Here is a 23,844-nt window from a genome sequence, read left to right as displayed (position 1 = left end):
CCTCTCTAGCATTCAACTTTCAGAGTGTGTGTTTTAAAAGTCATAAGCACTTTCATTTACGAGGGAGACGCATAGTCACCCTCGCAAACGAATAAGCTCACATCTGTAAAAACCACCCCGCTCGCAAAGAAATCCTATGGCGAAATAGGATCACTCGCCGGAAACGTTTCATCCAGCGCATTATCGACCGAGCTATCCTTCGGCTGAGTCAGCTCACCACAATTACAGTCCGCCATACGACAAGACTCCCCATTGCGATGCCCCGTAGCACAGGCCTCGCAGCAATAAGCCTTGCCATCCTGGGCCACGGTATTGGCATCCACGGTGCAAGAACAGTGGTTGCAGGAACATCGTTGCTCGTTCATCAGGGTTCTCTCCTGTCATCTTCAGAGCTCACCTCGTCGGTCCACGGCTCACCGTCCAACGGCGCCGAGCGAGCCAGCTCCGCCTCGTCCAGCCCGATGCCGCCTCCGATCTCATGAGCGTCCACATGGCGCAGGGTCTGGTCAGCAGGTCTGCTACCGCTACCAGGCTCATCAGGGTCGCGAGCACCGGTTTCATCGAACAACGTGTCCGGGCTCAGGTCGTCCAGGGTGACGTTGTCCTCGTGCAGGCTGTCGCTCAAGGCCTCGCCACCGGTCATGCCGCTTTCGGCGACACGTCGGGGTGGATAGTCCTCGGCGATCTCGCGCGCCGGACGCTCGTCACCGACACGCCCCTGGCGTTCATCACGACGCTCACTGAAATCCAGCTCGTGGACGCTTCCCATGCGGTCCTCGGTGTCGTCGATCTCGACCTGCGGTCTTGGGTCATCAGGTAGGGTCATGAGCGTTCTCCGTTTGTGGGCTTCACTCGGTCGACTCCGCGCGCACACAAATGATTCAGAGTTTCTTGCCGCGCCCTACCCCGCGCTTTTTTTGAACTCCGTGCCGCCTCGCCGCCTCCCAATCTTGAGACCCGCGAACCCTCCCGGAGCCCGCCATGGCCAAGCCCCTGCAGGAGTACCATCGCAAGCGCGACTTCAACGCCACATCCGAACCGGTGGGCAAACACGCCAGACCACAGTCGGGCCACGCGCTGCAGTACTGCATTCAGAAACACGACGCCAGCCACTTGCACTACGACTTCCGCCTGGAACTCGACGGCACCTTGAAAAGCTGGGCGATCCCCAAGGGACCCTCACTTGACCCGAAGGTCCGGCGCCTGGCGGTGCACGTCGAGGACCACCCGCTGGACTATGCCAACTTCGAAGGGCACATCCCGGAGGGTCACTACGGCGCTGGCGATGTGATCGTCTGGGACCGGGGTATCTGGGAGCCCGAAGGCGATCCGCATCAAGCCTATGCCAAAGGCAAGCTGCGCTTTCGCCTGCAGGGCGAGAAGCTGTCGGGGGTCTGGAACCTGTTCCGCACCCAGCTGGCCGGCAAGAAGGAACAATGGATGCTGGTCAAGTCAAATGACGGGCAAGCGCGCAGCGAGGTCGACTACAGCATCGTCGAAGCCCTGCCCGACAGCGTCCTCAGCGAGCGCAGCCTGCCGCCAAAGCGTCCGGCCAAGACAACCTCCGCTACCCCGCGCAAGCACAAGGCCCGCGCCAAAGCCCTGCCCGACAAGCTCCAGCCGCAACTGGCCACCTTGGTCGACTCCCCGCCCAGCGGCGACTGGCGCTATGAAGTCAAGTTCGATGGCTACCGCATCCTGGCGCGCATCGACGGTGACGACGTACGCCTGTTCACCCGCAATGGCCACGACTGGAGTGCGAAGATGCCCCGTCAGGTCGAGGCGCTCAAGGCGCTTGGGCTCGACGCCGCGTGGCTGGATGGCGAAATGGTGGTGGTCGATGACAACGGCGTCGCCGATTTCCAGGCGTTGCAGAATGCCTTCGACACCGAGCACGACGAACGCATCACCTATTACCTGTTCGACCTGCCCTGGCTGGGGCGCGAAGACCTGCGCGAACTACCGCTGAAGGCGCGTCGCGACACCTTGGCCCGGCTGCTGGAAGATAATGCATCGCCGATGCTCAGGTACTCCGCAGACTTCGAGGAACCGGTCGACTCGCTGCTCGACAGCGCCTGCCGGCTGGAGCTGGAGGGCCTGATCGGCAAGCGCGCCGACAGCCCCTACGTGGGGCGACGCAGCAGCGACTGGATCAAGCTCAAGTGCAAGCAGCGCCAGGAATTCGTGATCGTCGGCTACACCGACCCCAAAGGCAGCCGCCAGGGTTTCGGCGCCCTGCTGCTGGCCCTGCATGACCACGATAGCGGTCAGCTGCGCTACGCCGGCAAAGTCGGCACCGGCTTCAGCGCCGCCACCCTGGACAGCATCCTCGCCCGCCTGAAGCCGCTGCGGGTCGCCAAAGCGCCGTTGCCCAGCCCCCCCACCGGCGCCGAAGCCCGCGGGGTGCACTGGCTCAAGCCGCACCTGCTGGCAGAAGTGGCCTATGCCCAGATGACCCGCGAAGGCATCGTGCGCCACGCGGTGTTCCACGGCCTGCGCGACGACAAGCCCGCCACCGCCATCGATCTGGAGAAAGCGATGCCCGCCAAGCGCGCAGCACAGCCACAACCCGAGGGCCTGGACACCCTGCGCCTGACCCACCCGGACCGCGTGGTCGACGCAACCATCGGTGCAACCAAGCGCCAGGTCGCCGAGTACTACGCGCAGGTCGCCGACTGGCTGCTGCCTCAGCTCAAGGATCGGCCCGTCGCCCTGGTCCGGGCACCGGATGGCCTGGCTGGCGAGCTGTTCTTCCAGAAGAATGCCGGCCAGCTGCATATTCCCAAGGTGCTCAGCTACAGCAAGGCCCAGGCCGGCCAGGCGGCCATGGTGCTCAATCGCGCCGACAGCCTGCTCGGCGCGGTACAGATGAACACCCTCGAACTGCACACCTGGAACGCCACCAACAAGGACTTCGACAAGCCCGACCGCTTCGTGCTCGACCTGGACCCTGATCCAGCGCTGCCCTGGAAAGCCATGCTCGAAGCCACCCAACTGACCCTGACCCTGCTCGATGAACTGGGCCTGAAGGTCTTTCTCAAGACCAGCGGCGGCAAGGGGATGCACCTGGTCGTGCCGCTGACCCGGCGTGCTGGCTGGGACGAGGTGAAGGACTTCAGCCATGCCTTGGTCGAGCACATGGCCGGGCTGTTCCCTGATCGCCTCAGCGCGGTTTCCGGCCCGAAGAACCGCGTCGGGCGGATCTTCATCGACTACCTGCGCAACGGCAAGGGCGCGACCACCGTGGCGGCCTATTCGCTGCGCGCTCGTGAAGGCCTGCCGGTTTCGGTGCCGATCTGGCGCGAAGAGCTGAGCCAGCTCAAAGGCGCCGATCAATGGAACATCGGCAATCTGCACGAGCGACTTGCGCAGGTCGAGGACCCTTGGTCCGAGATGGCCAGCACCCGCCAATCGATCACCGCGCGCATGCGCAAGCAACTGGGGATCGATTGATGGAGCGAATGCTGGATCTGCTGCAATGGCCCGCCATGCTCCTGACCATCGCGGCGGCATGGTGCATCGGCTCGCGCCGCCCGCGACGCAGACGCATCGGCTTCTGCTGCTTCATCGCCAGCAATGCGCTGTGGGTGGTCTGGGGCTGGCAGGTACAAGCCTGGGCACTGATCGTCCTGCAGTTCTGCCTGTGCGTCATGAACCTGCGTGGCTGGAAGAAGAACACCCAAGGAGCGCCAAGCCCATGAGTATCGCCCATGACTTCGACCTGGAGCGCCTCGATCACCTGTTGCGCCCTTTCAGCGCGCGAGCGCAGGCCATCGACCTCGACACCCAGTTGCCAGAGCTGCTGCACCTGCTGCAGGCCGATCATCTCGACCGACTGCCACGGCCTGGCCAGGGCCGCACCCTGGAGCGCTGGAGGACCCTGGCGCGGGTCGCCGGTTGCGACCTGACCCTGGCCAAGCTCTACGAGGGCCACACGGACGCTTTGGCAATCCTCAGCGAATGCGCCGCCGAGCACCACGCCGGCAACGGGATCTGGGGCGTGTGGGCCGCCGAGCCACCGGATGCCCGCACCCGCATCGTCGCCCGCGACGGCGATCAAGTCCGGCTGCAAGGCTGCAAAGCCTGGTGTTCGGGGGCGTTGCAGATCGATCGCGCGCTAGTGACCGCCTGGGAAGGCGAGCAGCCACGGTTGGTGGCCATCGAGCTGTCCCATCCCAGCCAACGCATTCAGGCCGAGCACTGGCAGGCCGTGGGCATGGCCACCACCGCCAGCGTCACCCTCGCATTCGATGATTCGCCGGGCCTAGCCATCGGCGCGCCCGGCCAATACCTGTCCCGCCCAGGATTCTGGCAAGGCGGCGCTGGCATCGCCGCCTGCTGGTATGGTGCGGCCGAAGCCCTCGCGGATTACCTGCGCGAACACTGCGCTAAACCTCGGCCCGACCCGCACGCCGACGCCCACCTGGGCGCGGTCGATGCCGCCTTGTTCGGGGCCCGCGCCGCCCTGCGCGAATGCGCCGCCTGGATCGACCGGCACCCTCAGGACGATGCCAGTTTCCAGGTGCGCCGCACCCGCGCCCAGGTGGAGCAGGCGGTCGAGCAAGTCATTCGGCATGTCGGCCGAGCGCTGGGCGCCACACCGTTCTGCCGCAGCAGCCATTTCGCCCGGCTCAGCGCCGACTTGCCGGTGTACCTGCGTCAAAGTCACGCTGAGCGCGACCTCGCCGAATTGGGCCAGCAACTGACCGGCATGCCGGCAGGGGAATGGCAACTTTGACCAGCATCTGCCTCAGCCGACCACCGGCTGCAACCTTTGGAACCGGTCTCGCCCTCAATGGAGTCACCATGAGCCTCGATGCGCAGTATTTCGCCGACCTGTATGCCAGCAACGATGATCCATGGGCCTTTCGTACCCGCTGGTACGAACGGCGCAAACGCGACCTCACCCTGGCCAGCCTGCCTCGCCAGTGCTACGAACGCGTGTTCGAGCCTGCGTGTGCCAACGGCGAGCTCAGTGTGCTGCTGGCCGAGCGCTGCGCCGACCTGCTGTGCCAGGACATCGACGCCACCGCCGTGGCCCTGGCTCGCCAGCGACTGACGGGCGTAAACCACGCTCGCGTCGAGCAGGGGCACCTGCCGGGCGACTGGCCCGGCGGACAGTTCGACTTGATCGTGCTCAGCGAAATCGGCTACTACCTCGATCCCACCGACTGGCTGCAGGTGATCGAACAATCGGTGGCCAGCCTGACCTATGACGGCGGCCTGCTGGTGTGCCACTGGCGCCATCCCATCGCCGGTTGCCCCCAGGATGGCCGTGAGGTTCACGCCCTGCTTGCCCGACATCTGCCGCTGTACCCGCTGTTACGCCACGAGGAGGCGGATTTCCTGCTCGAATACTGGTCGTGCCAACCGAGTGTCGTGGACCTGGACGAGACCTGCCTATGATCGCCGTCATCATTCCCGCCCACAACGAAGCCCGCCGCCTCGGACACTGCCTGCGCGCCGTCAAGCGGGCGGTGGCACGGGCCGAGGCGGCGGGCCTGGTGGTCGAGGTGCTGGTGGTGCTCGATCGCTGCATCGACGCCAGCGCACGCATCGCCCGCCGCCATGGCGTGCACACCCTGGAACTGCAGGCCGGCAACGTCGGCATTGCCCGGCGCGTGGGCGCCGAGTGGATGATCGAGCGCGGTGCGCAGTGGCTGGCCTTTACCGACGCCGACAGTCGTGTGCCCGAGCACTGGCTGGTGTCGCAGTTGCAATGGCACGCCGACGCAGTCTGCGGCACCGTGCACATCGAGCGCTGGCAGCCTTGGCAGAACGCCGCGCTGCGCCAGCTATACCGCAGTCGTTACCAGGCTCGGGACGGGCACCGGCACATCCATGGCGCCAACCTGGGCGTGTGTGCCAGGGCCTATGAGCGCGCCGGTGGATTCCAACCATTGCCAGCCGATGAAGATGTGCAACTGGTGCTGGCCTTGGAAGCCAGTGGCGCGCAGATCGTCTGGACCGCAGCGCACAGCGTGGCCACCAGCAGTCGGCGGGACAGCCGGGCTCGCCAAGGCTTCGGCGATTACCTGAGCGCTCTGGAGGGACTGGTGCAGTAGGGTGCGCTCCCGCCCTAGGACGCCTTGCGCGGTCGCTTGCTCGCCGGCTTCTTCACCTTGCTCTTGCCGCCAAGGCTGCGCTTGAGCAGCTCGGTGAGGTCGATGATGTCGGCGCCCTTCTCCGCCGTTGTCCCCTCACCTTTGTCCACCGTCGCGATCTTGCCTTTGCTGGCCTTCTCTTCAACCAGGTCGAGGATGGTCTGGCGGAACGCGTCGTGGTACTCGTCTGGCTTCCATGGCCCACTCATGTCCTCCACCAGTTTCTTGGCCATGTCCAGTTCGCGCTTGTCGATCTTGGTGTCGGTTACGCTCTTGTCCAGCTCCAGCGACTCCAGGCCACGGACTTCCTCGGGCCAGCGCAGGGTAATCAGCACCAGCGCATCCTCCAGCGGGCGCAACAGCGCCAGGTGCTGGCGGGTGTGCAGCACCACGGTGGCCAAGGCCACCTTGCCGGTGCTGTGCAAGGTCTCGCGCAACAAGGCATAGACCTTGCCGCCACGACGGTCGGGGCTCAGGTAGTAGGGCGTGTCGAACTGTTGCAGCGGGATCTCACCGGCGTCGACGAAGGAAAAAATATCGATGGTCTGGGTCGCCTCGGGCCGCGCCTTGCGAATCTCCTCTTCGCTGATCACCACATAGCGGCCCTTCTCGTACTCCACACCTTTGACGATGTGTTCCTTGTCGATCTCCTTGCCAGTCACCTTGTTTACCCGCTTGTAGCCCACCGGCTCCATGCTGCGCTTGTCGAGCCAGTCGAAATCCACGCGCTCGGTGCGCACGGCGGTATTGAGAGAGACAGGGATATGCACGAGGCCGAAGCTGATCGCGCCTTTCCAGATTGCCCGGGCCATGGTCGGTTCCTACGCATCGAATGGTTGGCCGGGCTGGCTGTAGCGCAGCGCGCCGCAGCGTTCGCAGCACTGGCAGTCAAGCCCGGCGATTTCACGGATCAACAGGCTGCGCCACTGGCAGCCACGCAGCAGGCAGAAGAGTTTCATCAGCCACCTCCCTGGCCCTTATGAAGGGCCTCTTACAATGACTGACTGCGTGGCGCGGCCAAGGTTTACTCGACTTTGCCCTATGGCAGTGGATCGCCGCCGGTGACGCCGAACACCTCACCGGTGATATAGCTCGACTCCTGACTGGCAAGCAGTACGTACAACGGGGCGCACTCGGCGGGCTGGCCCGGGCGTTTCATCGGGGTATGCCCACCGAAGTCGGGGATCTTTTCCGGTGGTTGGCCGCCACTGGGCTGCAGCACGGTCCAGATCGGGCCCGGGGCCACCGCGTTGACGCGGATGCCGCGCTCGATCACCTGCTTGGCCAGCGCCTTGGTGAAGGCCACGATGGCCGCCTTGGTGGTGGCGTAGTCCAGCAGCGTCGCCGAGGGCTGGTAGGACTGGATCGAGGCGGTGTTGATGATGGTCGCTCCGGCCGGCATCAGCGGCACTGCTGCCTGGCACAGCCAGAACAAGGCGTAGACGTTGGTCTTGAGGGTGTGATCGAACTGCTCATGGGTGATCTGGCCTATGTCCTTGCGCGCCTCCTGCTTACCGGCCACGTTGACCAGGATATCCAGGCCGCCGAGCTGTTCGTGGGCCTGGTCCACCAACTGGCTACAGAAGCGCGGGTCCTTGAGATCACCGGGAAGCGCCACGGCCTTGCGGCCTTCGCGCTCGATCAGCTGGACCACTTCACGGGCATCTCGCTCCTCCGTGGGCAGGTAGTTGAGTGCAATGTCAGCACCCTCGCGGGCAAAGGCGATGGCCACGGCGCGTCCGATACCCGAGTCGGCGCCAGTGATCAGGGCGCGACGTCCGGCCAGGCGCCCGAAACCCTTGTAAGTGGTTTCACCGTGGTCGGGCTTGGGCTGCATGTGCGCATCCAGGCCCGGGGCGGCTTGGCCCTGGGCCGGAAAAGGCGGATGGGGGTATTGGGTCAAGGGATTTTGCAGGGTGAATTGATCCTGGGGCTTGCTGGGCATCAGTTAGACTCCTTCTGGTTTGGCTGGGTGTTGCCTGATCGCGAATCACACAGCGTTCGAGGCAAACGATCTGCGGATGGTTTACTCAACCCATCCCGGGCACCGACAACTGGTGCTCCATCACCTGTTTCACCACGTTGCGCATCGCCTGTCGGTCATTCAGGCCTTGCTCGCGGGCCAGCGCATAGGTGTCACGCTGGTGGTCGGCACTGGTGCCGTCGCGCAGGATGCGCCGGGCGTGCATGAAGGCGCGGTCAGCGTCGGCGGTGTCGGGCGGACATTGCATCTGCAGTTGCGTCAGCCAGCCTTCGGCGTTCACCGCCTGCTGGTCGTGCACGCCGATGAAAGTGCCCCGGCGGCCCTCACGCAGGGCACGCCAATAGTTTTCGTGGGTGATCCAGCGCATTTCACGGCTGGCGATAGCGTCGTTGCGCTCCACTGCATGCTCGACGAGATGGCGAAACAGCGCGGCGATGGCCAAGGCATCGTCCAGCCGGGGGCACCCATCGCAGATGCGCAGCTCGACTGTCGGAAACCGCCGCGAGGGCCTGATCGCCCACCAGAAGTCACCATCCTCGGCCAGGCTGCCAGTGCGTTGCAGCAGCGCCCGGTAACGCTCGTAGGCGCGCCAGTCCGGTAGCGGTTCGGGCAGCCCCATGTGCGGCCACTCCCCGCACACCACGCGTCGGTAGCTCATGTAGCCGGTGTCCTGTCCGCCCCAGTACGCAGAGGAGGTGCTGAGTGTCAGCAGCAGGGGTAACCAGTACAGCACCCGGTTGATCACCTGCATGCGATCGACGCCCTGCGGCACGCCGACGTGCACGTGCAGGCCGTTCAACAGGCTGCGCCGGGCCACCAGCCGATAATCGTCGAACAGCTGGCGGTAGTGGGGGGTTTCCCGCGGGAGCTGGCGCAGCCATTGGGCACTGGGGTGGCTCCCCGCGCCGTAGAAGCCGACGCCCTCGCCCGCCAATGCCTGACTCAGGCGCTGGCGCTGCTCGGTGAAAAAATCACGGGCCTGGTGCAGCGTATCGAACACCGGCGAGGCGATCTCCACCTGGCTGCGAAACATCTCCTCGGCGAACCATGGCCCCAGCGCATCGCGGCAACAGCGGGCCACGGCCGCGGGCGGCGCAGCCATGACCCGCCCCGTGGCCAAATCAACCAACAGGTATTCCTCCTCGATGCCGAACGTGCAAGGCCGCGCCATGGGCATCAGCCTCGGCGGGTGACGGTCAGGGCCACGGCAGCGATGCGTTCGACCTGCTCGTATCCTGGCTCGAGCAACTGCTCGCCGAACACGTCGGGGTCCAGTTCCCGGTAGGACCAGCCGAACGCAGGCCCGGCCAGGCGCAGGCGAACGGCTTCGAGCAGCGCGTCGCGCCCCTCGACGATGGCGACACCGGTGTACAGCAGCAACGTGCCGCCGACCGACAGCCGCTCACGGGCCTGCTCGACAATCCGTAGCGACAGTTCGGCGCCCAGCGCGCCACCCCCGTGGCGGTAGGCGCGCTCGCCGACGTCGAGCATGTAGGGTGGATTGGCGACGATCAGGTCGAACGTCCCAGCGATGCCGTCGAGCAAATCGCTGAGTTCTACCGAGACATTGGCCACCCCGGCCAGCGCGGCATTGACAGCGGTATGACGCAAGGCCACAGGGTTGATGTCCACCGCAGTGACCTGCGCATGCTGCGCGGCTCGGGCGATCAGCAACGCGCCGACGCCACTGCCGCAACCGATGTCGACGGCATGCTGCACACGCTGGGGGCTGTGCTGCAGATGATCCTGGATCACCTGGGCAAACCGGTAGCTGTCCGGGCCGAAGAACACCGCGTCGCGGCTGTCGGTCGGCCAGGCGGAGTGCACCAGCAGCAGGTCGTCCAGGGTCGACCAGCGCACCCTGCTGCGCCACAGCGTACCCTGTGGCTCCAGCACGCCAGCGATACGCAGTTGTTCCAGTTCGTCGGCGCTGAGCAGAGACGCTTCGAACGGTCGACTCCAACCGAACACATCGCGCAGGGTTCGAGCCTGGTGCGCTTCGCTACGAGCATTGACCCTGGCCTGCGTCGCCGGGGTCACGCAGGTGAAACGATAGCCGTCGGCGCGCAGCCGACGTCCCAGCTGGAGCAATGCCTCGTCGGCACGCCTCTGGTCTTGGTCGAGCAGCATCAGTTCGGCCCTCCGCTCATCAACCCGGTAGCCTGGATGAATGCGCGGGTGGCGCGCAGGCCCTGGGGCGTGGAATGTCGATTGCCGGCCATCGCTTCGATCAGCACGGCCATGTCCGCCGCCTGCGCTTGGCCGGGCGCCTCTTCCTCCAGTTGCAACGCCTGCTCCCACTGCCCCGGCGGCACCCGACGCATCGCAGCACCCTGCCAGGTGCCGGCGATCCAGTCGTGCCAGAGCTGCTTTTCATAGGCATCGAACACACCGAACATGGCCGCCACCGGACCGTCGATCAGCGCCCAGAAGCGGCTTTCCCTGGGATCGCTGTCGCGCTTGATCCAACCCTGGGCTTGCAGTGCATCCAGAAAACCGGGCATCGCGCCGGGTTCGGCGAGCCACTGGTTGATGGTGCGCCCTTGCAGGCGGCACCTGTCCGAATGCATGCACTGCCCGTAGACACGCTTGCGTTCCAACGCGCCGAGCAACTCGGCCTGCAGGTCGAATGAAGCGATCAGCGACGGTGTGTCGATACCCAGGTCATTGAGCCGATAGCCATGCCGGACACGCTCGTAGAACGCCGGCCCCTGGTCCTGGCCGAGTTCGGTGAAGCACTCCAGGGCGCGCCGCGCATGACCGCTCGCAGCATTGTCGATGGTCACATGCAACTGGAAGTAAAGAGCGTCGATGCCCAGCTCGGCCAACTCATGGGTGGTGATCAGCAGGTGCAGCGGGGGCTGCTCGTACCCCAGGTTGTAACCGATCACTTCCGGCAGGAAGCGCTCGCAGTGCTGCCCCAGGGCCAGTTGCAGCGTGCCCTGCAGGTAACGTTCAGCGGCTAGCGGTGCGCTCTGCAGGCAGCCAAGACGGCTGAGCAGGCGCTGGTAGATCAGCACGTGGTTGCGGCGCAGGTCGCCATCACCCAGCTCTTCGAGGAAGGTGCGAATCAATCCATGAAACCGTGGGTCGCGCCAGTGCCACAGGGTGCCGTGCAGCCATGCGCCATCGACCGCCTTGGTCGGGGCGACCTGCTGCAGAAACCACAACGCCTGCGCCCGGTTCTGGAAGTATCGGCGTGGGGCCCCTTGACGCCGTTGTTCAAGATAGGCCGCGTGTTCACTGGCGACCCGCTGCGCATGAGCAGCGGCCCAGTCCGGCAGTTGCCGAGGATCATCCGGCAAGTCGTCCGCCAAGGTGCGGACATGGCTCAGTTGCTCGCTCAGCCAGGCCTCGGTTGTCGGGTCACTGCGCTCGAGCAGTGCCCGATAGCGATGTTCAAGGTCATCGGTCACCTTGCCGGTTGCCGCCCTACCCTTTGTCAGCTCCACCATGCCCGCTACCTCGCTCATTGATTTTGCGGTTTGGTCTCGGGGGACGGATTGGTCGTGGGTGTATCGGGCTGCTGCATCTGCAGCGAAGGTTTGCTTGGATCGGCGTCCTTGGCCGGGTGGTCGTTATCACGGTCGAAACAGCCACCGAGCAAGGTAAAGCAGGCAGTTAGCAGCGCTGTGGCCAGTAGATTGGTTTTCATGGGGGTTCTCGCTTTTTTATGAGGGCCTACATAAGCGAGTTCGACACACCCAGAAGGATTCGTTTTAATTGCGCCGCAACGGATGAGCGGTGCTACGGATGCCAGCCACCCTTTCGCCGCGCGGGCTCAAAACGCGCCCTGTGCGGCGAGATTGCAATACTGCCCCTTGAAATACAGCAAAGGCGTTGCAGCGGCTGCCTCCTGCAGGTTCACCGCTTTCACTTCACCGATCACGATCAGGTGATCGCCCGCAGGATGCTCGGCGTGAATTTCGCAGTCCAGCCAGTGCAGGCTGTCGCGGATGATCGGGTTCCCCAAGGGTGAAACCTGCCATTGCACGCCGAGCCACTTGTCCGTGCCGCGCCGGGCGAACTGGTTGGAGAGGTCGTGCTGCCCACACGCCAGGATATTCACCGCAAAGCGGCCGGCCTGGCGGATCTTGGGGTAGCTGGCCGAATTGGACATGACGCTGAATGACACCAGCGGCGGGCTCATCGACACGCTATAGAACGATTGGCAAGTGAACCCAACCGGCTCGTCATCGAGCCGAGAGGTGATCACCGTGATGCCGGAGGCGTAGTGCCCGAGCGCGTGGCGAAAGCGCGATGGCTCGACAGCCGTACAGGGAAGTGACATGCGTAGATCCTGGATAAGGGGCCGTTCGCAACGGTCAGGGGAGGCCTGAAAGCGCCCGCCTTCGGCCTCCCGAATTCATCATGCGTTCAACAGTTCTCGCCGAACGATGTCTGCACCCGCCGTCAGTGCCCTCAACTTCCCACTGGCAACGTGACGTGGCAAAGGCGCCATGCCGCAGTTGGTGCAGGGGTAGAGTTTGTCGGCGTCAACGAACTGCAGGGCTTTGCGCAGGGTCTCGGCGACTTCATCAGGCGTTTCGATGGTCGAGGTGGCCACATCGATGGCCCCGACCATTACTTTCTTGCCGCGAATCAGCTCGATCAGGTCCATGGGCACACGCGAGTTGTGGCATTCCAGCGAAACGATATCGATGCTGGATTTCTGCAACTTGGGGAACGCTTCCTCGTATTGCCGCCACTCCGAACCCAAGGTCTTTTTCCAATCGGTGTTGGCCTTGATGCCGTAGCCGTAGCAAATGTGCACCGCGGTTTCACATTTCAGCCCTTCGATGGCCCTCTCCAGGGTGGCCACGCCCCAGTCGTTCACCTCATCGAAGAACACATTAAATGCCGGCTCGTCGAACTGAATGATATCGACGCCTGCAGCTTCCAGTTCCCGGGCTTCCTGGTTGAGAATCCTGGCGAATTCCCATGCCAGTTTTTCGCGGCTTTTGTAGTGGCTGTCATACAGCGTGTCGATCATCGTCATGGGTCCCGGCAGCGCCCACTTGATCGGCTGCTGGGTTTGCTGGCGCAGGAACTTGGCGTCCTCGACAAACACGGGCTTCTGCCGAGCCACGGCACCCACGACCGTCGGCACGCTCGCGTCGTAGCGATCACGAATCCTGACCGTCTCCCGCTTCTCGAAATCCACACCGCTCAGGTGCTCGATAAAGGTCGTGACAAAGTGCTGACGGGTTTGCTCGCCATCGCTGACGATATCGATACCGGCCTGCCGCTGCTCTTGCAGCGACAAACGCAAGGCATCTTGCTTGCCCTCGATCAACTCCGCGTCCTGCAACTTCCAGGGGGACCAAAGGGTTTCAGGCTGGGCCAGCCACGAAGGCTTGGGCAAGCTGCCTGCAGTTGAAGTGGGTAACAGCTTTTTCATGACAGATAAACCTTATGCATTTTGTTCAATCAGAGCGCGCACTGGGACGACCACTGTTCAAGCACCGCCTGGTACGGCCTGATGAAGTGTTCCTCGGCGAACTTGCCCTGCTCGATCGCCAGCCGACTGCGTTCTTCACGGTCGTAGACGATGCGCGTCAGTGAGTAATCCTGATGTTCGAGGCTTGGTCGGTAGGCTTTGCCTGCCGAAGAGTTCGCGTTGTAGATCTCTGGCCGATAGATCTTCTGGAAGGTGTCCATCGTGCTGATGGTGCTGATCAGCTCGAGCGGGCTGTAGTCCTCCAGCAGGTCACCGGCAAAGTAGAAAGCCAAGGGCGCGACGCTGTCAGGCGGCATGAAGTAGCGGACCGTCAGGCCCATTTTCTTGAAGTATTCATCGGTCAAGGAATAGGCGTCCTGCTGGTACTCGACGCCCAATACCGGGTGCTGGTTGTCCGTGCGGCGATAGGTCCTGCTGCTCGACACGCTCAGGCAGATCACCGGTGCCTTGGCAAAATGCGCTTTATAAGCACTGGAGTTCACGAACGCCTTGAACAACTTGCCGTGCAAATCGCCGAAGTGCTCGGGAATACTGAAGTCGGGCTGGCCTTTGTTATGCCCCAGCAACAGCACGCTGAAATCATAATCGCGCACGTAGGACGAGAAGTTGTTGCCAACAATGCCCTCGATACGCGCCTTGGTCTTCTGGTCGACGATCGTCGTCTTCAGCAACTCGATCAGCGGAAGGCTGTGATCGGCCTGCGGGTCCTCCATGGTCATCTCGACAGAAATGATTTCAAGTTCAAGCCTGTAGCGGTCGCCCTCGGGATTGTCCCAGTGCGCCAAGGCATTGAACCGGTTGTCGATCATGCTCAAGGTGTTGCGCAGGTTTTCCTGGCGATTGCGCCCACGGGCCAGGTTGGCAAAGTTGGTCGTGGTACGCGTGTTTTCCGCGGGGCAATAGTCTTCATCGAAACGCGTGCGTTTGATGGCAAAGGTAAATTCGTTGTTCATCGGTCTCTGACATCCTGTTGGGCGGTGATGGCCTGCATCACCTCACCGGGGCAGCGAACGCCTGCCGACCCTGGGGGAAAATTCGATGGGGGGATTGTCAGGATCATCGCACCTTGAGACAAACTCATTTTTTTCGAGATGATCTGCAATTTTATTCATGATCGTTCTGAGCGCTTGCTAAATGGGGTTTGGACGGCGGCCAGCCTTCCCCGACGCCATGACACGGGTGTTACCGGCATGACCCTTGAGGTTATGCTGCGTACCCCCGCCCTTTGCCACGAGACTGTCATGTCGTCCGCTGCCGTACCGGCGCAAACCCTGCGCGCCGACCGAGATTCGCGCAACGCCGCCCAGGTACTCGGCCTGTGCCTGCCCAGTGACGTACTGCTCTATCTGCTACTGCCCATGTACGCTTCGGACTTCGGCGTGACCCTGGTCGAGGCGGGTGTATTGCTGGCGGCCAATCGCCTGGTACGGATCATCGGCTATGGCTGGGTGGTGCGGTTCTATGCACGCCATGGCGATCGTGCGGCGTGCAGCCTGGCGGCCTTTGCCGCAGCGGTGTGTGCACTGGGTAACGCCACCCTTGGCGGATTCGCCGCACTGCTGGTGCTGCGCCTGGTCTGGGGGCTGTGCTTTGCGACCTTCAACCTCAGTACCCAGACGCTCGCCACTGCCGAAGCACAAGGTGCAGCCCGCCGCGCCGGGCGCTCGCGGGCAACCCTGGCCATCGGCCCCATGCTGGCCTTGCCGCTGGGGGCGCTGATGGCCCAGGCCTACGGCCCGCGCGCTGTGTTCTACGTACTGTGCATCAGTGCCCTGTGCGGCCTGTGGCGTGCCCGCGCCTTGCCTTGCGGCGGCCATGACATTGCCGCGCGCAGCGGTCGGCGTCTGCGCCTGCCGGACAGCATCGCCACCTGGTCCTTCATCGAAGGGGTGACGCTGGACGGCCTGTTCATCTTCGGCCTCTCGCTGTATGCGCAAGTCCATATGGGCGAGTCGGGGGTACTGGTGGCCGGTGTATTGATGGCGGTGCGCTATCTGAGCGAGATGCTCTTCAGCCCCTTTGGCGGACGCCTGGCAGACCGCTTCGGCGCTCTGCGCATGTTGGTGGTGCTGTCGCTGGCCACTTCACTGGCGCTGCTGGTATTCGCCAGCCATTGGCTGTTCATCGGCGCCTTCTTCGTGTTGGTGCTGCGCGCCTTGCAGTTGCCGCTGGTGATGACCCTCGTCGCGCTGCGCAATCCGCACGCGCGCATTCAGGCGCTGGCCAGCAATGCCGTGTGGCGCGACATCGGCGCCGGGCTCGGGCCGATGCTGGCCGGTGTGCTGCTACCGCAGGTGCCAGCGATCTGGGCTTACGCCGGGGCGGCGCTGGCGGTCGCCGTGGCGGCACTGAACTGTGCCAGGCCGCCACGGCATTGAACGCTGCGCCCGAGATCAGCGCAGCTGGATCCAGGTGGTCTTCAACTGGGTGTACTTGTCGAACGCATGCAGTGACAGGTCACGCCCAAAGCCCGACTGCTTGTAGCCGCCGAACGGGGCGACCACATCGAGCGCATCGACGGTGTTGACCGAAACGCTGCCGGCCCTGAGCTGCCTGGCAACCCGATGCACGCGGTTCAGGTCGTCGCTCCAGACCGACGCGGCCAACCCATAGAGGCTGTCGTTAGCCAGGCGGATAGCCTCCTCTTCAGTGTCGAAGGTCGTCACTGCGAGTACCGGGCCGAAGACCTCGTCACGCGAAAGCGACGACTGCGGGTCGACATGGGTGAAAATCGTCGGTTCGATGAAGTTGCTGGAGCCGTTGAAGCTGAGTTGACGCCCACCGGCCACCAGAGACGCCCCCTCCTCGTGTGCACGGCCGATTGCGGCCATGATCTGCGAAGTCTGCTGCGCATCGACGATAGCGCCGGCGCGGCTGGCCGGATCGAGCGGATCACCGGGTTGCCACTCGCGCGCCTTGGCGATCAGACGCTCGATGAACGCGTCATGGATCGAGCGCTGCACGTAAAGTCGCGAGTTGGCCGAGCAGACCTCACCCTGGTTGAAGAAGATGCCGAATGCGGCTTTCTCTGCGGCCAGGTCCAGGTCCTTGCAGTCATCGAACACCAGGTTCGGGCTTTTTCCACCGCACTCCAACCACACCTGTTTCAGGTTCGACTGCGCCGAGTACTGCATGAAGTACTTGCCCACCTGGGTGGAGCCGGTGAATACCAGGCAATCGACGTCGGGGTGCAGGCCCAGTGCCTTGCCGGCGATCTCGCCCAGCCCCGGCACGACGTTCAACACCCCTTCGGGAATGCCCGCCTCCAGTGCAAGCTCGGCCAGGCGCAGCGCCGAAAGCGGCGACTGTTCGGCGGGCTTGAGCACGACGCTGTTGCCCGCTGCCAAGGCCGGGGCCAGTTTCCAGGCCGCCATGTCCAGCGGGAAGTTCCACGGCACCACGGCTGCGACCACACCGATCGGTTCACGGGTGATGGTGACCACGGCATCGGCCGCAGTGGGCGCAACCTGGTCGTAGAGTTTGTCGAGCGACTCGCCATACCAGGCGAAGACATGGGCGGCGCCCGGCACATCGATGTTGTAGGCGCCGAGCACCGGCTTGCCCATGTTCAGCGACTCGAGCAGCGCCAGTTCCTCACGGTGAACCAGCATCAACTCGGCCAGGCGCAGCATCACACGCTTGCGCTCGGTCGGCGCCATCCGCGCCCACGGGCCTTGCTCGAACGCCTGCCGAGCACTGGCCACGGCACGGTCTACGTCCTCATCGGAACAGGCGGCGACCCGCGCCAGCAGCTGGTTGTTGGCAGGGTTGATCGCATCGAACGTTGCGCCACCTGTGGCGGCCACGAAGCGGCCGCCGATCATGGCTTGATCGCGAAAAGTCAGGTTGGCGGCTTGATGCCGCCAGTAGGTTGAATCGTGCACGTTGTGCTCCAGGAACCGTGGGTAGGAAAGGTAGCGCAGCCGCTTCAGAGCTTGCCCAGGGCCTGCGCGGTGCGGTCGACCGCTTTGCGGGTCTTCTCCACCAGCTCGTCCAGCTCGCTGTGATTGGCCACCAGCGCAGGCGCCATGATCATCCGCCCCAAGGTCGAACGAATGATCACCCCCTCTTCGAAGCCGAAAGTCCGGCACTGCCAGGCCAGCTCGTTCTCGTTGGCGTAGCGCTTGCGGCTGGCCTTGTCCTCGGCGAACTGCAGTGCCGCCACCAGCCCGGCGCCCTGTACCTGGCCAATCAGGGGATGATTGGCGAACACCTCGCGCAGGATGCGCTGCAGGTAGGGCCCGGTGTCATCTTTCACCTGGCGGACGATGCCTTCGTCACGCAGGGCCTTGAGGTTGGCAATCGCCACCGCAGCGGCCACCGGGTGCCCGGAATAGGTCAGGCCGTGAGCGAATACGCCGCCGCGCTCGACCAGTGCTTCGGCGATGCGCTTGTTCAGCACCAGCCCGCCCATCGGCACGTAGCCCGAGGTGAGGCCCTTGGCGATCGACAGGGTGTCGGGCTCGAAACCGAAGTATTCGTGGGCGAACCATTCGCCGGTACGACCGAACCCGCCGATCACCTCGTCGGCGCACAGCAGCACGTCGTACTGGCGGCAGATGCGCTGGATTTCCGGCCAGTAGCTTTCTGGCGGGAAGATCATGCCGCCGGCGCCCTGGAACGGCTCGGCGATGAAGCCGGCGACATTCTCGGCCCCAAGCTCAAGGATTTTTTCTTCCAGCTGCAAGGCGCAGCGGCGACCGAACTCGGCCGGACTCAGCTCGCCACCGGCGGCATACCAGTAGGGCTCATCGATGTGCGCCACATCCGGAATCAGCCCGCCCATCTCGTGCATGAACTTCATTCCGCCCAGCGCCGTGGCCGCCAGGGTCGAGCCGTGGTAGCCGTTCCAACGGCCGATCATGACCTTCTTGTTCGGCTGGCCAAGCACCTGCCAGTAGCGGCGCACGGTACGGATCAGCACCTCGTTGGCCTCGGAGCCGGAGTTGGTGTAGATCGCGTGGCTGTAGTGCCCCGGCAGCAAGCTGAACAGCAGCTCGGACAACTCGATCACCGCCGGGTGGGTGGTGTGGAAGAACATGTTGTAGTACGCGAGCTGGTCCATCTGCGCCGCCGCAGCGGCGGTCAGGTCCTTGCGCCCGTAGCCGAGCTGGGTGCACCACAGGCCCGACATACCGTCCAGGTAGCGCTTGCCGTCGCTGTCCCACAGATGCAGCCGCTCACCGCCGACGATTACCCGTGGGCCTTCGGCGTTGAGCGCCTTCTGGTCGAGGAAGGCATGGATATGGTGTGCAGCATCGGCGGCCTGGTAGTCACGGGTCTGGCGTTGGGGTACGAAAGGCGCGTTCATGGGCGGTTTTCCTTGTTGGTATGGAGACGCCACTGAAGCTTGCAGCAGCCAGCAACCGTGTGAAATCACCCGTTGGGGTGAGGTCTCCAGCCCCGTCACCGGCTCACCCCAACGGGTGATTTCGAAGGCGAATCGGCTATGGGAGCATGCGCCAAGGCCCCCAGATGCGGCCTTACCTTTCGTGCCAGGTCAATAAAGAGAACAACGCCATGAACGCACGCTTCATCACCTCACGTCGCACCCGCTCCCGCCCTCGAGATAGCCACAGCGCCTGAAAGAAAGTCCGCCTTCAGCCCAATCGCCCTCTCCCTCGACAGTATCGAGCTCGCTCGCATACTGCGGCGTCCTGCACCCGGAGTCAGCCATGCATACAACAACCACAACCGCTGCGCATTCCACGGCACATTCGAGCGCTGCCAGTACCCGCTTTCGCAAATCCATGGGCATGATCGCCCTGGTGCTCTTCGGCCTCGCCTACATGGTGCCGCTGGCAGTGTTCTCCGCCTACGGACTGGTTGCCCAGATCACCAAGGGCCACCTGCCAACCGCCTACCTGCTGACCCTGGGCGCCATGCTCTTCACCGCCTACAGCTACGGCCGCATGGTCCAGGCGCATCCCTACTCGGGCTCGGTCTATACCTACACGCGCAAAGCCTTCGGCGCCCACGCAGGGTTCATGGCGGGGTGGACGCTGCTGCTCGACTACATTTTCCTGCCACTGCTCAGCTACCTGCTGATCGGTATCTACATGTCGGAATACTTCCCGACGGTCCACGCCTGGGTGTGGGTACTGGGCGCCATCGGCGCGGTGACCTTCCTCAACCTGATCGGCATCGAGTCGGTGACCCGGGTCAACGGCATTCTGGTGGTCGCGCAACTGGTATTCATCGTGGTGTTCGTGGCCTTGTCCATCAACAGCCTGTCTACCCAAGTGCAGCCGATATCGCTGACCGCGCCCTTCTACCATGAAGGTTTCAGCGCCTCGGCGATCATGGCCGGCGCTGCCGTGCTGTGCCTGTCGTTCGTGGGCTTCGACGCGGTCTCGACCATGGCCGAGGAAACCAGCGACCCGACCCGGCGCATCCCGCGGGCAATCATGGCGGTGTCGCTGATCGGCGGCCTGCTGTTTCTGGTGGTGTCCTACTTCGCGCAACTGGTGCACCCGGACTGGAGTAGCTTCGCCAACCCGGACTCCGCCCCGGTAGAGGTGATGAACAGCGCAGGCGGGCGCCTGCTGGCCAGCGCCTTTACCGCCACCTATGTGGCAGGCTGCTTCGCCTCGGCGATGGCCTCCCAGGCCAGTGTGTCGCGGGTGCTGTTCGCCATGGGCCGTGACGGCGCCCTGCCCCGTGCCTTCGGCCAACTGGTGACGAAAAAGCGCGTACCGGCCTTCGCAATCCTGGTGGTCGGCCTGGTCTCGCTGAGTGCGCTGTTCATCAGCCTGGACACCGTCGCCAACATGATCAGCTTCGGCGCGCTGTTCGCCTTCTCGGCGGTCAACCTGGCGGTGGTCAAGCACTACCTGGCCGACCAGAAACTGCGCGGTACGGCAAACTGCATGCGTTACGGCCTGATCCCGGGGTTGGGTTTTCTCAGCACGCTGTGGCTGTGGACCAGCCTGTCGAGCATGTCCTTCACCATTGGCCTGTGCTGGATGGCGCTGGGCCTGGTGTTGCTGATCGGCCTTACTCGCGCGTTCCGGGTGAAACTGCCTGAGTTGCAGATGGCCGATTGACCAGCGTCATACCTTGAATGACAACGCCGACGATGACTCGTCGGCGTTTTCGCGTCAGCGCGGCTTGCTCATGTAGCTTTCCAGCGGATCACGCTCCAGCACCCCATGGGCATTGGCCAGCGCATCGATGAACAGGGAAAACAGCTCGGACTGCGTGCCGATGTCGAGCTTGGCGTAGACATGCTTGCGGTGGGACTTGATGGTGTCCTCGGAAACCTTGAGACGCTCGGCCAGCGACTTCGTCGAATGCCCGCGCAGGATGAGCTGGGCAATCCGGCACTCGCGCTCGGTCAGCAAGGACGAACCGAAATTGCTCAAGGCTGCATGTACACGCTGCTCCCAGACCTTCTCCTCGCGCCCGCCGCGGCCCTGGTACCCCTCGAAATGCTTGGTCAGCACCGCCAGCACCCACGGGCTGATGCACTTGAAACGTGACTTTGCCGCCTCGTCGAGTTCATCGGTGAAGGCCAACGACACCGCCAGGCTCAAACTCTCGTCCAACTGCAGGAGGTAGTTGATCTCGTCCTCCAGGTGCGAGTGCCGGTAGAACGCCAGGTAGTATTCGCTGAGCTTGAAGTGATCGGGTGCAACATCGGCCAGCGCATAGCAGCCTGAGTCGGACCTTTCCATGCACTGGTCGTAGAACGGATCGAGCAGGTAGAAACCGGACAAGTATCGCCGTACGTTGCCTTCCGGCCGCCATGGGCCAGGCCCATCGCATTCCGACCAGGCCGATGGCAAGCCCTCGCGCGGGTAGAGGTAGACCGTGCTGGCCTTGACCGGGCCGACCAAGGCCAGCGCGTCGAACAGCGCCGTGGCGAAACCCTGGGCGCCGATGGCGGCGGTGACTTTCGCCATCGCCTCGAACCACGGGACTGATGAGAGCTGATCGATTTGCACGTCTGTGACCCCTGGAATTCCGCTGATCGGATGGTGCCATGGGCTTGTGCGCCGGGGAATCACCCGTTGGGGTGAGCGGGTCGGGATCGCCGGCCAGACGCTGGCGCACTGTCAGGACAACAGTGCCTCGGAGGATGACTGGACTGGCACCTGGTGCCTGAGCGGCTGCTGCCAGGCCAGGGTTGCCTGGACTTCGACGGCAGCGTCCATGACCTTCTGCGCCCAGTTCTTGTCCTTGGGACAGACCACGACAACGCGAAAACCATGGTCGTCGCCTTCGATGCGCACGCCTTCGGAATCATCGACGTGCAGATCGATGTCGAATGCGGGGGGGAATTTCGAGGGAGGGTTTTGAAGACCGTTGACGTTCAGCACGTGCTGGTGCCGATCGCTGTTGACCACGCCATCGACGCGGATGCCGTAGAGCAACAGCCAACGACGGATGTAGGAAGGTGTACGGCCGGACGAGGTATAGATCCAGACGCTATAGCCCTGGCGGCGCAGATCGCGAATCAGCGCGCGGGTGCCGATGCGCAGCGGCTCGCCCAGCCAACGATGAACGAAGCCCGGCAGCTTGCTGTGCTCTTCGGGGCTGTGGTGCGGCAGGCAAGCCAGCGTGTCGTCGATGTCGAACGAGATACGCACCCGCGGGCGCCTGAAGGCCCGGGTAACGCCTTGCCAGGCCTGGCGGCTGCCGGCGCGCCATTGCTTGAGCATCGGGTAGCGGCCCATCAGCGAACCTCCCGGTAGGCAGGCGTTGCGGCCTCGCCCAGGAAGAATTTTTCCGGATCGGGCGACTGCGCTTCCAGGAACGCCGCATACTTTTTCTTGATCTTGGGCAATTCGTACAAGGCCTTTACACCATGCTTGGCAGAGTTGCGTATGACCGAGGAAGGGTTGAAATAGCCCTCGGCGTTGTCCAGCGTCAGCACGAACGGCGGTAGCCCTGCGCGCATCAGCAGATAACTGACGATGAGCGACCCCGTGCGGTTGTTGCCTTCAATGAACAGCTGCGGCTTGCTCAGGATGCGAACATACACGCCTGCTGCGCGTTTCCACACCGAATCGCTGCCATACGAGCAATACCAGTTGTACAGGTCCTTGATGCCGCCTTCGACGTTGTTGAAGAAGTGTTCTTCGGTGGCGATCAGGTGCTGGGCGAACTCCACTCGACGTTCAGGATCGCTACCACACAGCACCGTGGCGTTGATCTCCAGCATCAGGTTCAACTGCTGCAGGTCGAACAGGTCGATACCCCGCGCGACATAGTCGTCAATCAGGGCATAGCCTTCAAGCACATTTTGCAGCACCTCATCGGTGAACGGGTCACGCGGTTCGGTAAAGTGCTTGCTGAGCTCGGTGAAACGCCGCTGCACATCCCGCAGTGCACGTTCTACCGCTGACAGGTCAAGACGACGCGTCGCACGCATAAGTAATCTCTGGAAACACTAAAAAAGTAAAAGCGGTCGGACTGTCGCAGCGGCCATCCTGGCCTGCGACATCCAACCGCTTCGGTCGAGTGAACGATCAGCTGAACTTGCCGCTGATGTAGTCACTGGTCAGTTGTTCGCGCGGGTTCTGGAAGATCTGGGTGGTTGGACCCATCTCGACCAGGTAGCCGGTGCGCGAGCCTTGCGAGATGTCCACCGAGAAGAACGCGGTGGTGTCGGCAACACGGATCGCCTGCTGCATGTTGTGGGTCACCAGGGCGATGGTGTAGTCCTTCTTGAGCTCCACCATCAGCTCTTCGACGCGCCGGGTCGCGATCGGGTCGAGTGCCGAGCAGGGTTCGTCGAGCAGCAGCACTTCCGGCTCTGTGGCAATGGCACGGGCGATGCACAGGCGCTGCTGCTGCCCGCCGGACAGCGACAGGCCGCTGACCTTGAGCTTGTCCTTCACCTCATCCCACAGCGCTGCACCTTGCAGGGCATGCTTGACGCGGTCGCCCAGGTCGCCCTTGTAGCGGTTCAGGCGCAGGCCGAACGCGACGTTGTCGAAGATGCTCATCGAGAACGGGTTCGGTTGCTGGAACACCATGCCGATGTAGCGGCGCACGACCACAGGGTCCACACCCTTGCCATAGACATCCTGGCCGAGGAAGTGCACGTGGCCTTCGAAACGGAACCCCTTCACCAGGTCGTTCATGCGGTTGAGGCTACGCAGCACGGTACTCTTGCCGCAGCCGGACGGGCCGATGAAACCGGTGATCTTGTTCTTTTCGATCGGTACATGGCTGTCGCGGACCGCCATGAAGTTGCCGTAGAAAATCTTGTCCAGTTTGCAGTCCATGACCACTGGTGCCTGGTTGACCAACGGAGCGGCTCTTTGCGCAGTCGATACGTTCAAGTT

General features: G+C 63.5%; 25 protein-coding genes. 7 read left to right on the top strand and 18 right to left on the bottom strand.

Features of this window, described 5'->3' with window-relative positions; translation table 11 throughout:
* Window positions 1–134: 134 nt before the first annotated feature.
* Both APH44_RS29310 and APH44_RS19830 read right to left on the bottom strand, forming a co-directional pair.
* Window positions 135–365, bottom strand: coding sequence for a metallothionein (locus tag APH44_RS29310; protein WP_082420962.1), 231 nt, complete (start codon window positions 363–365; stop codon window positions 135–137).
* Window positions 365–826 (bottom strand): hypothetical protein, encoded by a 462-nt coding sequence (locus APH44_RS19830; protein ID WP_054894177.1) that lies wholly within the window; start codon window positions 824–826, stop codon window positions 365–367. Before APH44_RS19830 ends, APH44_RS29310 begins: the two co-directional genes overlap by 1 nt.
* A gap of 155 nt (window positions 827–981) precedes the next feature.
* On the opposite strand from APH44_RS19830, the gene ligD reads away from it, so the two are divergent.
* From ligD to APH44_RS19805, 5 genes are all read left to right on the top strand, one after another.
* Entirely contained in the window at window positions 982–3,453 is a 2,472-nt protein-coding gene (gene ligD / locus APH44_RS19825) for a DNA ligase D (protein ID WP_054894176.1), read from the top strand.
* Window positions 3,453–3,701: a hypothetical protein gene (locus tag APH44_RS19820; protein ID WP_054894175.1), complete on the top strand. Its 249-nt coding sequence runs from the start codon at window positions 3,453–3,455 to the stop codon at window positions 3,699–3,701. The genes ligD and APH44_RS19820 overlap by 1 nt, the downstream gene beginning before the upstream one ends.
* Window positions 3,698–4,738, top strand: a complete 1,041-nt coding sequence (locus APH44_RS19815) for a hypothetical protein (protein WP_054894174.1) — start codon at window positions 3,698–3,700, stop codon at window positions 4,736–4,738. The genes APH44_RS19820 and APH44_RS19815 overlap by 4 nt, the downstream gene beginning before the upstream one ends.
* Before the next feature lie 68 nt (window positions 4,739–4,806).
* On the top strand, window positions 4,807–5,406 hold the full coding sequence (locus tag APH44_RS19810; protein ID WP_054894173.1) for a bifunctional 2-polyprenyl-6-hydroxyphenol methylase/3-demethylubiquinol 3-O-methyltransferase UbiG: 600 nt from the start codon (window positions 4,807–4,809) through the stop codon (window positions 5,404–5,406).
* Window positions 5,403–6,065 (top strand): glycosyltransferase, encoded by a 663-nt coding sequence (locus tag APH44_RS19805; protein WP_054894172.1) that lies wholly within the window; start codon window positions 5,403–5,405, stop codon window positions 6,063–6,065. The genes APH44_RS19810 and APH44_RS19805 overlap by 4 nt, the downstream gene beginning before the upstream one ends.
* A 14-nt stretch (window positions 6,066–6,079) precedes the next feature.
* Here the strand turns inward: APH44_RS19805 and APH44_RS19800 are convergent, their stop codons facing one another.
* From APH44_RS19800 to APH44_RS19760, 10 genes are all read right to left on the bottom strand, one after another.
* Window positions 6,080–6,916, bottom strand: a complete 837-nt coding sequence (locus APH44_RS19800) for a Ku protein (RefSeq protein WP_054894171.1) — start codon at window positions 6,914–6,916, stop codon at window positions 6,080–6,082.
* A 9-nt stretch (window positions 6,917–6,925) separates the two neighbouring features.
* Window positions 6,926–7,063, bottom strand: a complete 138-nt coding sequence (locus APH44_RS30120) for a PSPA7_2676 family Cys-rich small protein (RefSeq protein ID WP_177339393.1) — start codon at window positions 7,061–7,063, stop codon at window positions 6,926–6,928.
* A gap of 80 nt (window positions 7,064–7,143) precedes the next feature.
* The gene (locus APH44_RS19795) at window positions 7,144–8,049 is read right to left on the bottom strand and encodes an SDR family oxidoreductase (protein ID WP_054894170.1); all 906 of its coding nucleotides are present in this window, start codon (window positions 8,047–8,049) and stop codon (window positions 7,144–7,146) included.
* Between the two features lie 85 nt (window positions 8,050–8,134).
* Window positions 8,135–9,259, bottom strand: coding sequence for a carboxylate-amine ligase (locus APH44_RS19790; RefSeq protein ID WP_054894169.1), 1,125 nt, complete (start codon window positions 9,257–9,259; stop codon window positions 8,135–8,137).
* A gap of 5 nt (window positions 9,260–9,264) precedes the next feature.
* Entirely contained in the window at window positions 9,265–10,218 is a 954-nt protein-coding gene (locus APH44_RS19785; protein WP_054894168.1) for a class I SAM-dependent methyltransferase, read from the bottom strand.
* Entirely contained in the window at window positions 10,218–11,543 is a 1,326-nt protein-coding gene (locus APH44_RS19780) for an iron-containing redox enzyme family protein (RefSeq protein ID WP_054894167.1), read from the bottom strand. Before APH44_RS19780 ends, APH44_RS19785 begins: the two co-directional genes overlap by 1 nt.
* A gap of 14 nt (window positions 11,544–11,557) precedes the next feature.
* Window positions 11,558–11,743 carry a hypothetical protein gene (locus APH44_RS19775; RefSeq protein ID WP_054894166.1) on the bottom strand — a complete coding sequence of 62 codons (186 nt, stop codon included), beginning with the start codon at window positions 11,741–11,743 and terminating at the stop codon, window positions 11,558–11,560.
* Window positions 11,744–11,869: 126 nt separating this feature from the next.
* Window positions 11,870–12,379 carry a flavin reductase family protein gene (locus APH44_RS19770; protein WP_054894165.1) on the bottom strand — a complete coding sequence of 170 codons (510 nt, stop codon included), beginning with the start codon at window positions 12,377–12,379 and terminating at the stop codon, window positions 11,870–11,872.
* A gap of 78 nt (window positions 12,380–12,457) precedes the next feature.
* Complete coding sequence (locus APH44_RS19765; RefSeq protein WP_054894164.1) at window positions 12,458–13,489, bottom strand: methionine synthase; 1,032 nt, start codon at window positions 13,487–13,489, stop codon at window positions 12,458–12,460.
* Window positions 13,490–13,518: 29 nt separating this feature from the next.
* On the bottom strand, window positions 13,519–14,502 hold the full coding sequence (locus APH44_RS19760) for a DUF1852 domain-containing protein (RefSeq protein ID WP_054894163.1): 984 nt from the start codon (window positions 14,500–14,502) through the stop codon (window positions 13,519–13,521).
* A 288-nt stretch (window positions 14,503–14,790) separates the two neighbouring features.
* Between APH44_RS19760 and APH44_RS19755 the strand changes: the two genes are divergently transcribed.
* Window positions 14,791–15,927 carry an MFS transporter gene (locus APH44_RS19755; RefSeq protein WP_054894162.1) on the top strand — a complete coding sequence of 379 codons (1,137 nt, stop codon included), beginning with the start codon at window positions 14,791–14,793 and terminating at the stop codon, window positions 15,925–15,927.
* A 15-nt stretch (window positions 15,928–15,942) separates the two neighbouring features.
* On the opposite strand, the gene APH44_RS19750 is transcribed toward APH44_RS19755, so the two are convergent.
* Window positions 15,943–17,373 (bottom strand): aldehyde dehydrogenase, encoded by a 1,431-nt coding sequence (locus APH44_RS19750; RefSeq protein ID WP_371105643.1) that lies wholly within the window; start codon window positions 17,371–17,373, stop codon window positions 15,943–15,945.
* 104 nt (window positions 17,374–17,477) lie between these two features.
* Window positions 17,478–18,860 carry an aspartate aminotransferase family protein gene (locus APH44_RS19745; RefSeq protein ID WP_054894160.1) on the bottom strand — a complete coding sequence of 461 codons (1,383 nt, stop codon included), beginning with the start codon at window positions 18,858–18,860 and terminating at the stop codon, window positions 17,478–17,480.
* Between the two features lie 364 nt (window positions 18,861–19,224).
* Between APH44_RS19745 and APH44_RS19740 the strand changes: the two genes are divergently transcribed.
* Window positions 19,225–20,595 (top strand): APC family permease, encoded by a 1,371-nt coding sequence (locus tag APH44_RS19740; protein WP_054894159.1) that lies wholly within the window; start codon window positions 19,225–19,227, stop codon window positions 20,593–20,595.
* Between the two features lie 54 nt (window positions 20,596–20,649).
* Here APH44_RS19740 and APH44_RS19735 read toward each other — a convergent pair whose 3' ends face one another.
* The 4 genes from APH44_RS19735 to pstB form a co-directional block, all read right to left on the bottom strand.
* Window positions 20,650–21,453 (bottom strand): helix-turn-helix transcriptional regulator, encoded by an 804-nt coding sequence (locus APH44_RS19735; RefSeq protein WP_054894158.1) that lies wholly within the window; start codon window positions 21,451–21,453, stop codon window positions 20,650–20,652.
* A gap of 153 nt (window positions 21,454–21,606) precedes the next feature.
* Entirely contained in the window at window positions 21,607–22,227 is a 621-nt protein-coding gene (locus APH44_RS19730; RefSeq protein WP_054894157.1) for a haloacid dehalogenase-like hydrolase, read from the bottom strand.
* Window positions 22,227–22,925, bottom strand: coding sequence for a hypothetical protein (locus tag APH44_RS19725; protein WP_054894156.1), 699 nt, complete (start codon window positions 22,923–22,925; stop codon window positions 22,227–22,229). Before APH44_RS19725 ends, APH44_RS19730 begins: the two co-directional genes overlap by 1 nt.
* 97 nt (window positions 22,926–23,022) lie before the next feature.
* Window positions 23,023–23,784 (bottom strand): phosphate ABC transporter ATP-binding protein PstB, encoded by a 762-nt coding sequence (gene pstB / locus APH44_RS19720; protein ID WP_054894178.1) that lies wholly within the window; start codon window positions 23,782–23,784, stop codon window positions 23,023–23,025.
* Window positions 23,785–23,844 lie beyond the last annotated feature (60 nt).

It is taken from the genome of Pseudomonas sp. NBRC 111143 (assembly GCF_001320965.1).
GTDB lineage: Bacteria > Pseudomonadota > Gammaproteobacteria > Pseudomonadales > Pseudomonadaceae > Aquipseudomonas > Aquipseudomonas machongensis.
This window is presented reverse-complemented; position numbering and strand designations above follow the sequence as displayed.

What these genes read in the sequence shown, in the direction of transcription:
- pstB (WP_054894178.1), bottom strand. Translation starts at nt 23,784, where the DNA reads ATGGACTGCAAACTGGACAAGATTTTCTACGGCAACTTCATGGCGGTC.
- APH44_RS19745 (WP_054894160.1), bottom strand. Translation starts at nt 18,860, where the DNA reads ATGAACGCGCCTTTCGTACCCCAACGCCAGACCCGTGACTACCAGGCC.
- APH44_RS19810 (WP_054894173.1), top strand. Translation starts at nt 4,807, where the DNA reads ATGAGCCTCGATGCGCAGTATTTCGCCGACCTGTATGCCAGCAACGAT.
- APH44_RS19805 (WP_054894172.1), top strand. Translation starts at nt 5,403, where the DNA reads ATGATCGCCGTCATCATTCCCGCCCACAACGAAGCCCGCCGCCTCGGA.
- APH44_RS19735 (WP_054894158.1), bottom strand. Translation starts at nt 21,453, where the DNA reads ATGGCGAAAGTCACCGCCGCCATCGGCGCCCAGGGTTTCGCCACGGCG.
- APH44_RS19740 (WP_054894159.1), top strand. Translation starts at nt 19,225, where the DNA reads ATGCATACAACAACCACAACCGCTGCGCATTCCACGGCACATTCGAGC.
- APH44_RS19750 (WP_371105643.1), bottom strand. Translation starts at nt 17,373, where the DNA reads ATGATCGGCGGCCGCTTCGTGGCCGCCACAGGTGGCGCAACGTTCGAT.
- ligD (WP_054894176.1), top strand. Translation starts at nt 982, where the DNA reads ATGGCCAAGCCCCTGCAGGAGTACCATCGCAAGCGCGACTTCAACGCC.
- APH44_RS19820 (WP_054894175.1), top strand. Translation starts at nt 3,453, where the DNA reads ATGGAGCGAATGCTGGATCTGCTGCAATGGCCCGCCATGCTCCTGACC.
- APH44_RS29310 (WP_082420962.1), bottom strand. Translation starts at nt 365, where the DNA reads ATGAACGAGCAACGATGTTCCTGCAACCACTGTTCTTGCACCGTGGAT.
- APH44_RS19785 (WP_054894168.1), bottom strand. Translation starts at nt 10,218, where the DNA reads ATGCTGCTCGACCAAGACCAGAGGCGTGCCGACGAGGCATTGCTCCAG.
- APH44_RS19815 (WP_054894174.1), top strand. Translation starts at nt 3,698, where the DNA reads ATGAGTATCGCCCATGACTTCGACCTGGAGCGCCTCGATCACCTGTTG.
- APH44_RS19765 (WP_054894164.1), bottom strand. Translation starts at nt 13,489, where the DNA reads ATGAAAAAGCTGTTACCCACTTCAACTGCAGGCAGCTTGCCCAAGCCT.
- APH44_RS19795 (WP_054894170.1), bottom strand. Translation starts at nt 8,049, where the DNA reads ATGCCCAGCAAGCCCCAGGATCAATTCACCCTGCAAAATCCCTTGACC.
- APH44_RS19730 (WP_054894157.1), bottom strand. Translation starts at nt 22,227, where the DNA reads ATGGGCCGCTACCCGATGCTCAAGCAATGGCGCGCCGGCAGCCGCCAG.
- APH44_RS19770 (WP_054894165.1), bottom strand. Translation starts at nt 12,379, where the DNA reads ATGTCACTTCCCTGTACGGCTGTCGAGCCATCGCGCTTTCGCCACGCG.
- APH44_RS19800 (WP_054894171.1), bottom strand. Translation starts at nt 6,916, where the DNA reads ATGGCCCGGGCAATCTGGAAAGGCGCGATCAGCTTCGGCCTCGTGCAT.
- APH44_RS19725 (WP_054894156.1), bottom strand. Translation starts at nt 22,925, where the DNA reads ATGCGTGCGACGCGTCGTCTTGACCTGTCAGCGGTAGAACGTGCACTG.
- APH44_RS19780 (WP_054894167.1), bottom strand. Translation starts at nt 11,543, where the DNA reads ATGGTGGAGCTGACAAAGGGTAGGGCGGCAACCGGCAAGGTGACCGAT.
- APH44_RS19830 (WP_054894177.1), bottom strand. Translation starts at nt 826, where the DNA reads ATGACCCTACCTGATGACCCAAGACCGCAGGTCGAGATCGACGACACC.
- APH44_RS30120 (WP_177339393.1), bottom strand. Translation starts at nt 7,063, where the DNA reads ATGAAACTCTTCTGCCTGCTGCGTGGCTGCCAGTGGCGCAGCCTGTTG.
- APH44_RS19790 (WP_054894169.1), bottom strand. Translation starts at nt 9,259, where the DNA reads ATGGCGCGGCCTTGCACGTTCGGCATCGAGGAGGAATACCTGTTGGTT.
- APH44_RS19755 (WP_054894162.1), top strand. Translation starts at nt 14,791, where the DNA reads ATGTCGTCCGCTGCCGTACCGGCGCAAACCCTGCGCGCCGACCGAGAT.
- APH44_RS19775 (WP_054894166.1), bottom strand. Translation starts at nt 11,743, where the DNA reads ATGAAAACCAATCTACTGGCCACAGCGCTGCTAACTGCCTGCTTTACC.
- APH44_RS19760 (WP_054894163.1), bottom strand. Translation starts at nt 14,502, where the DNA reads ATGAACAACGAATTTACCTTTGCCATCAAACGCACGCGTTTCGATGAA.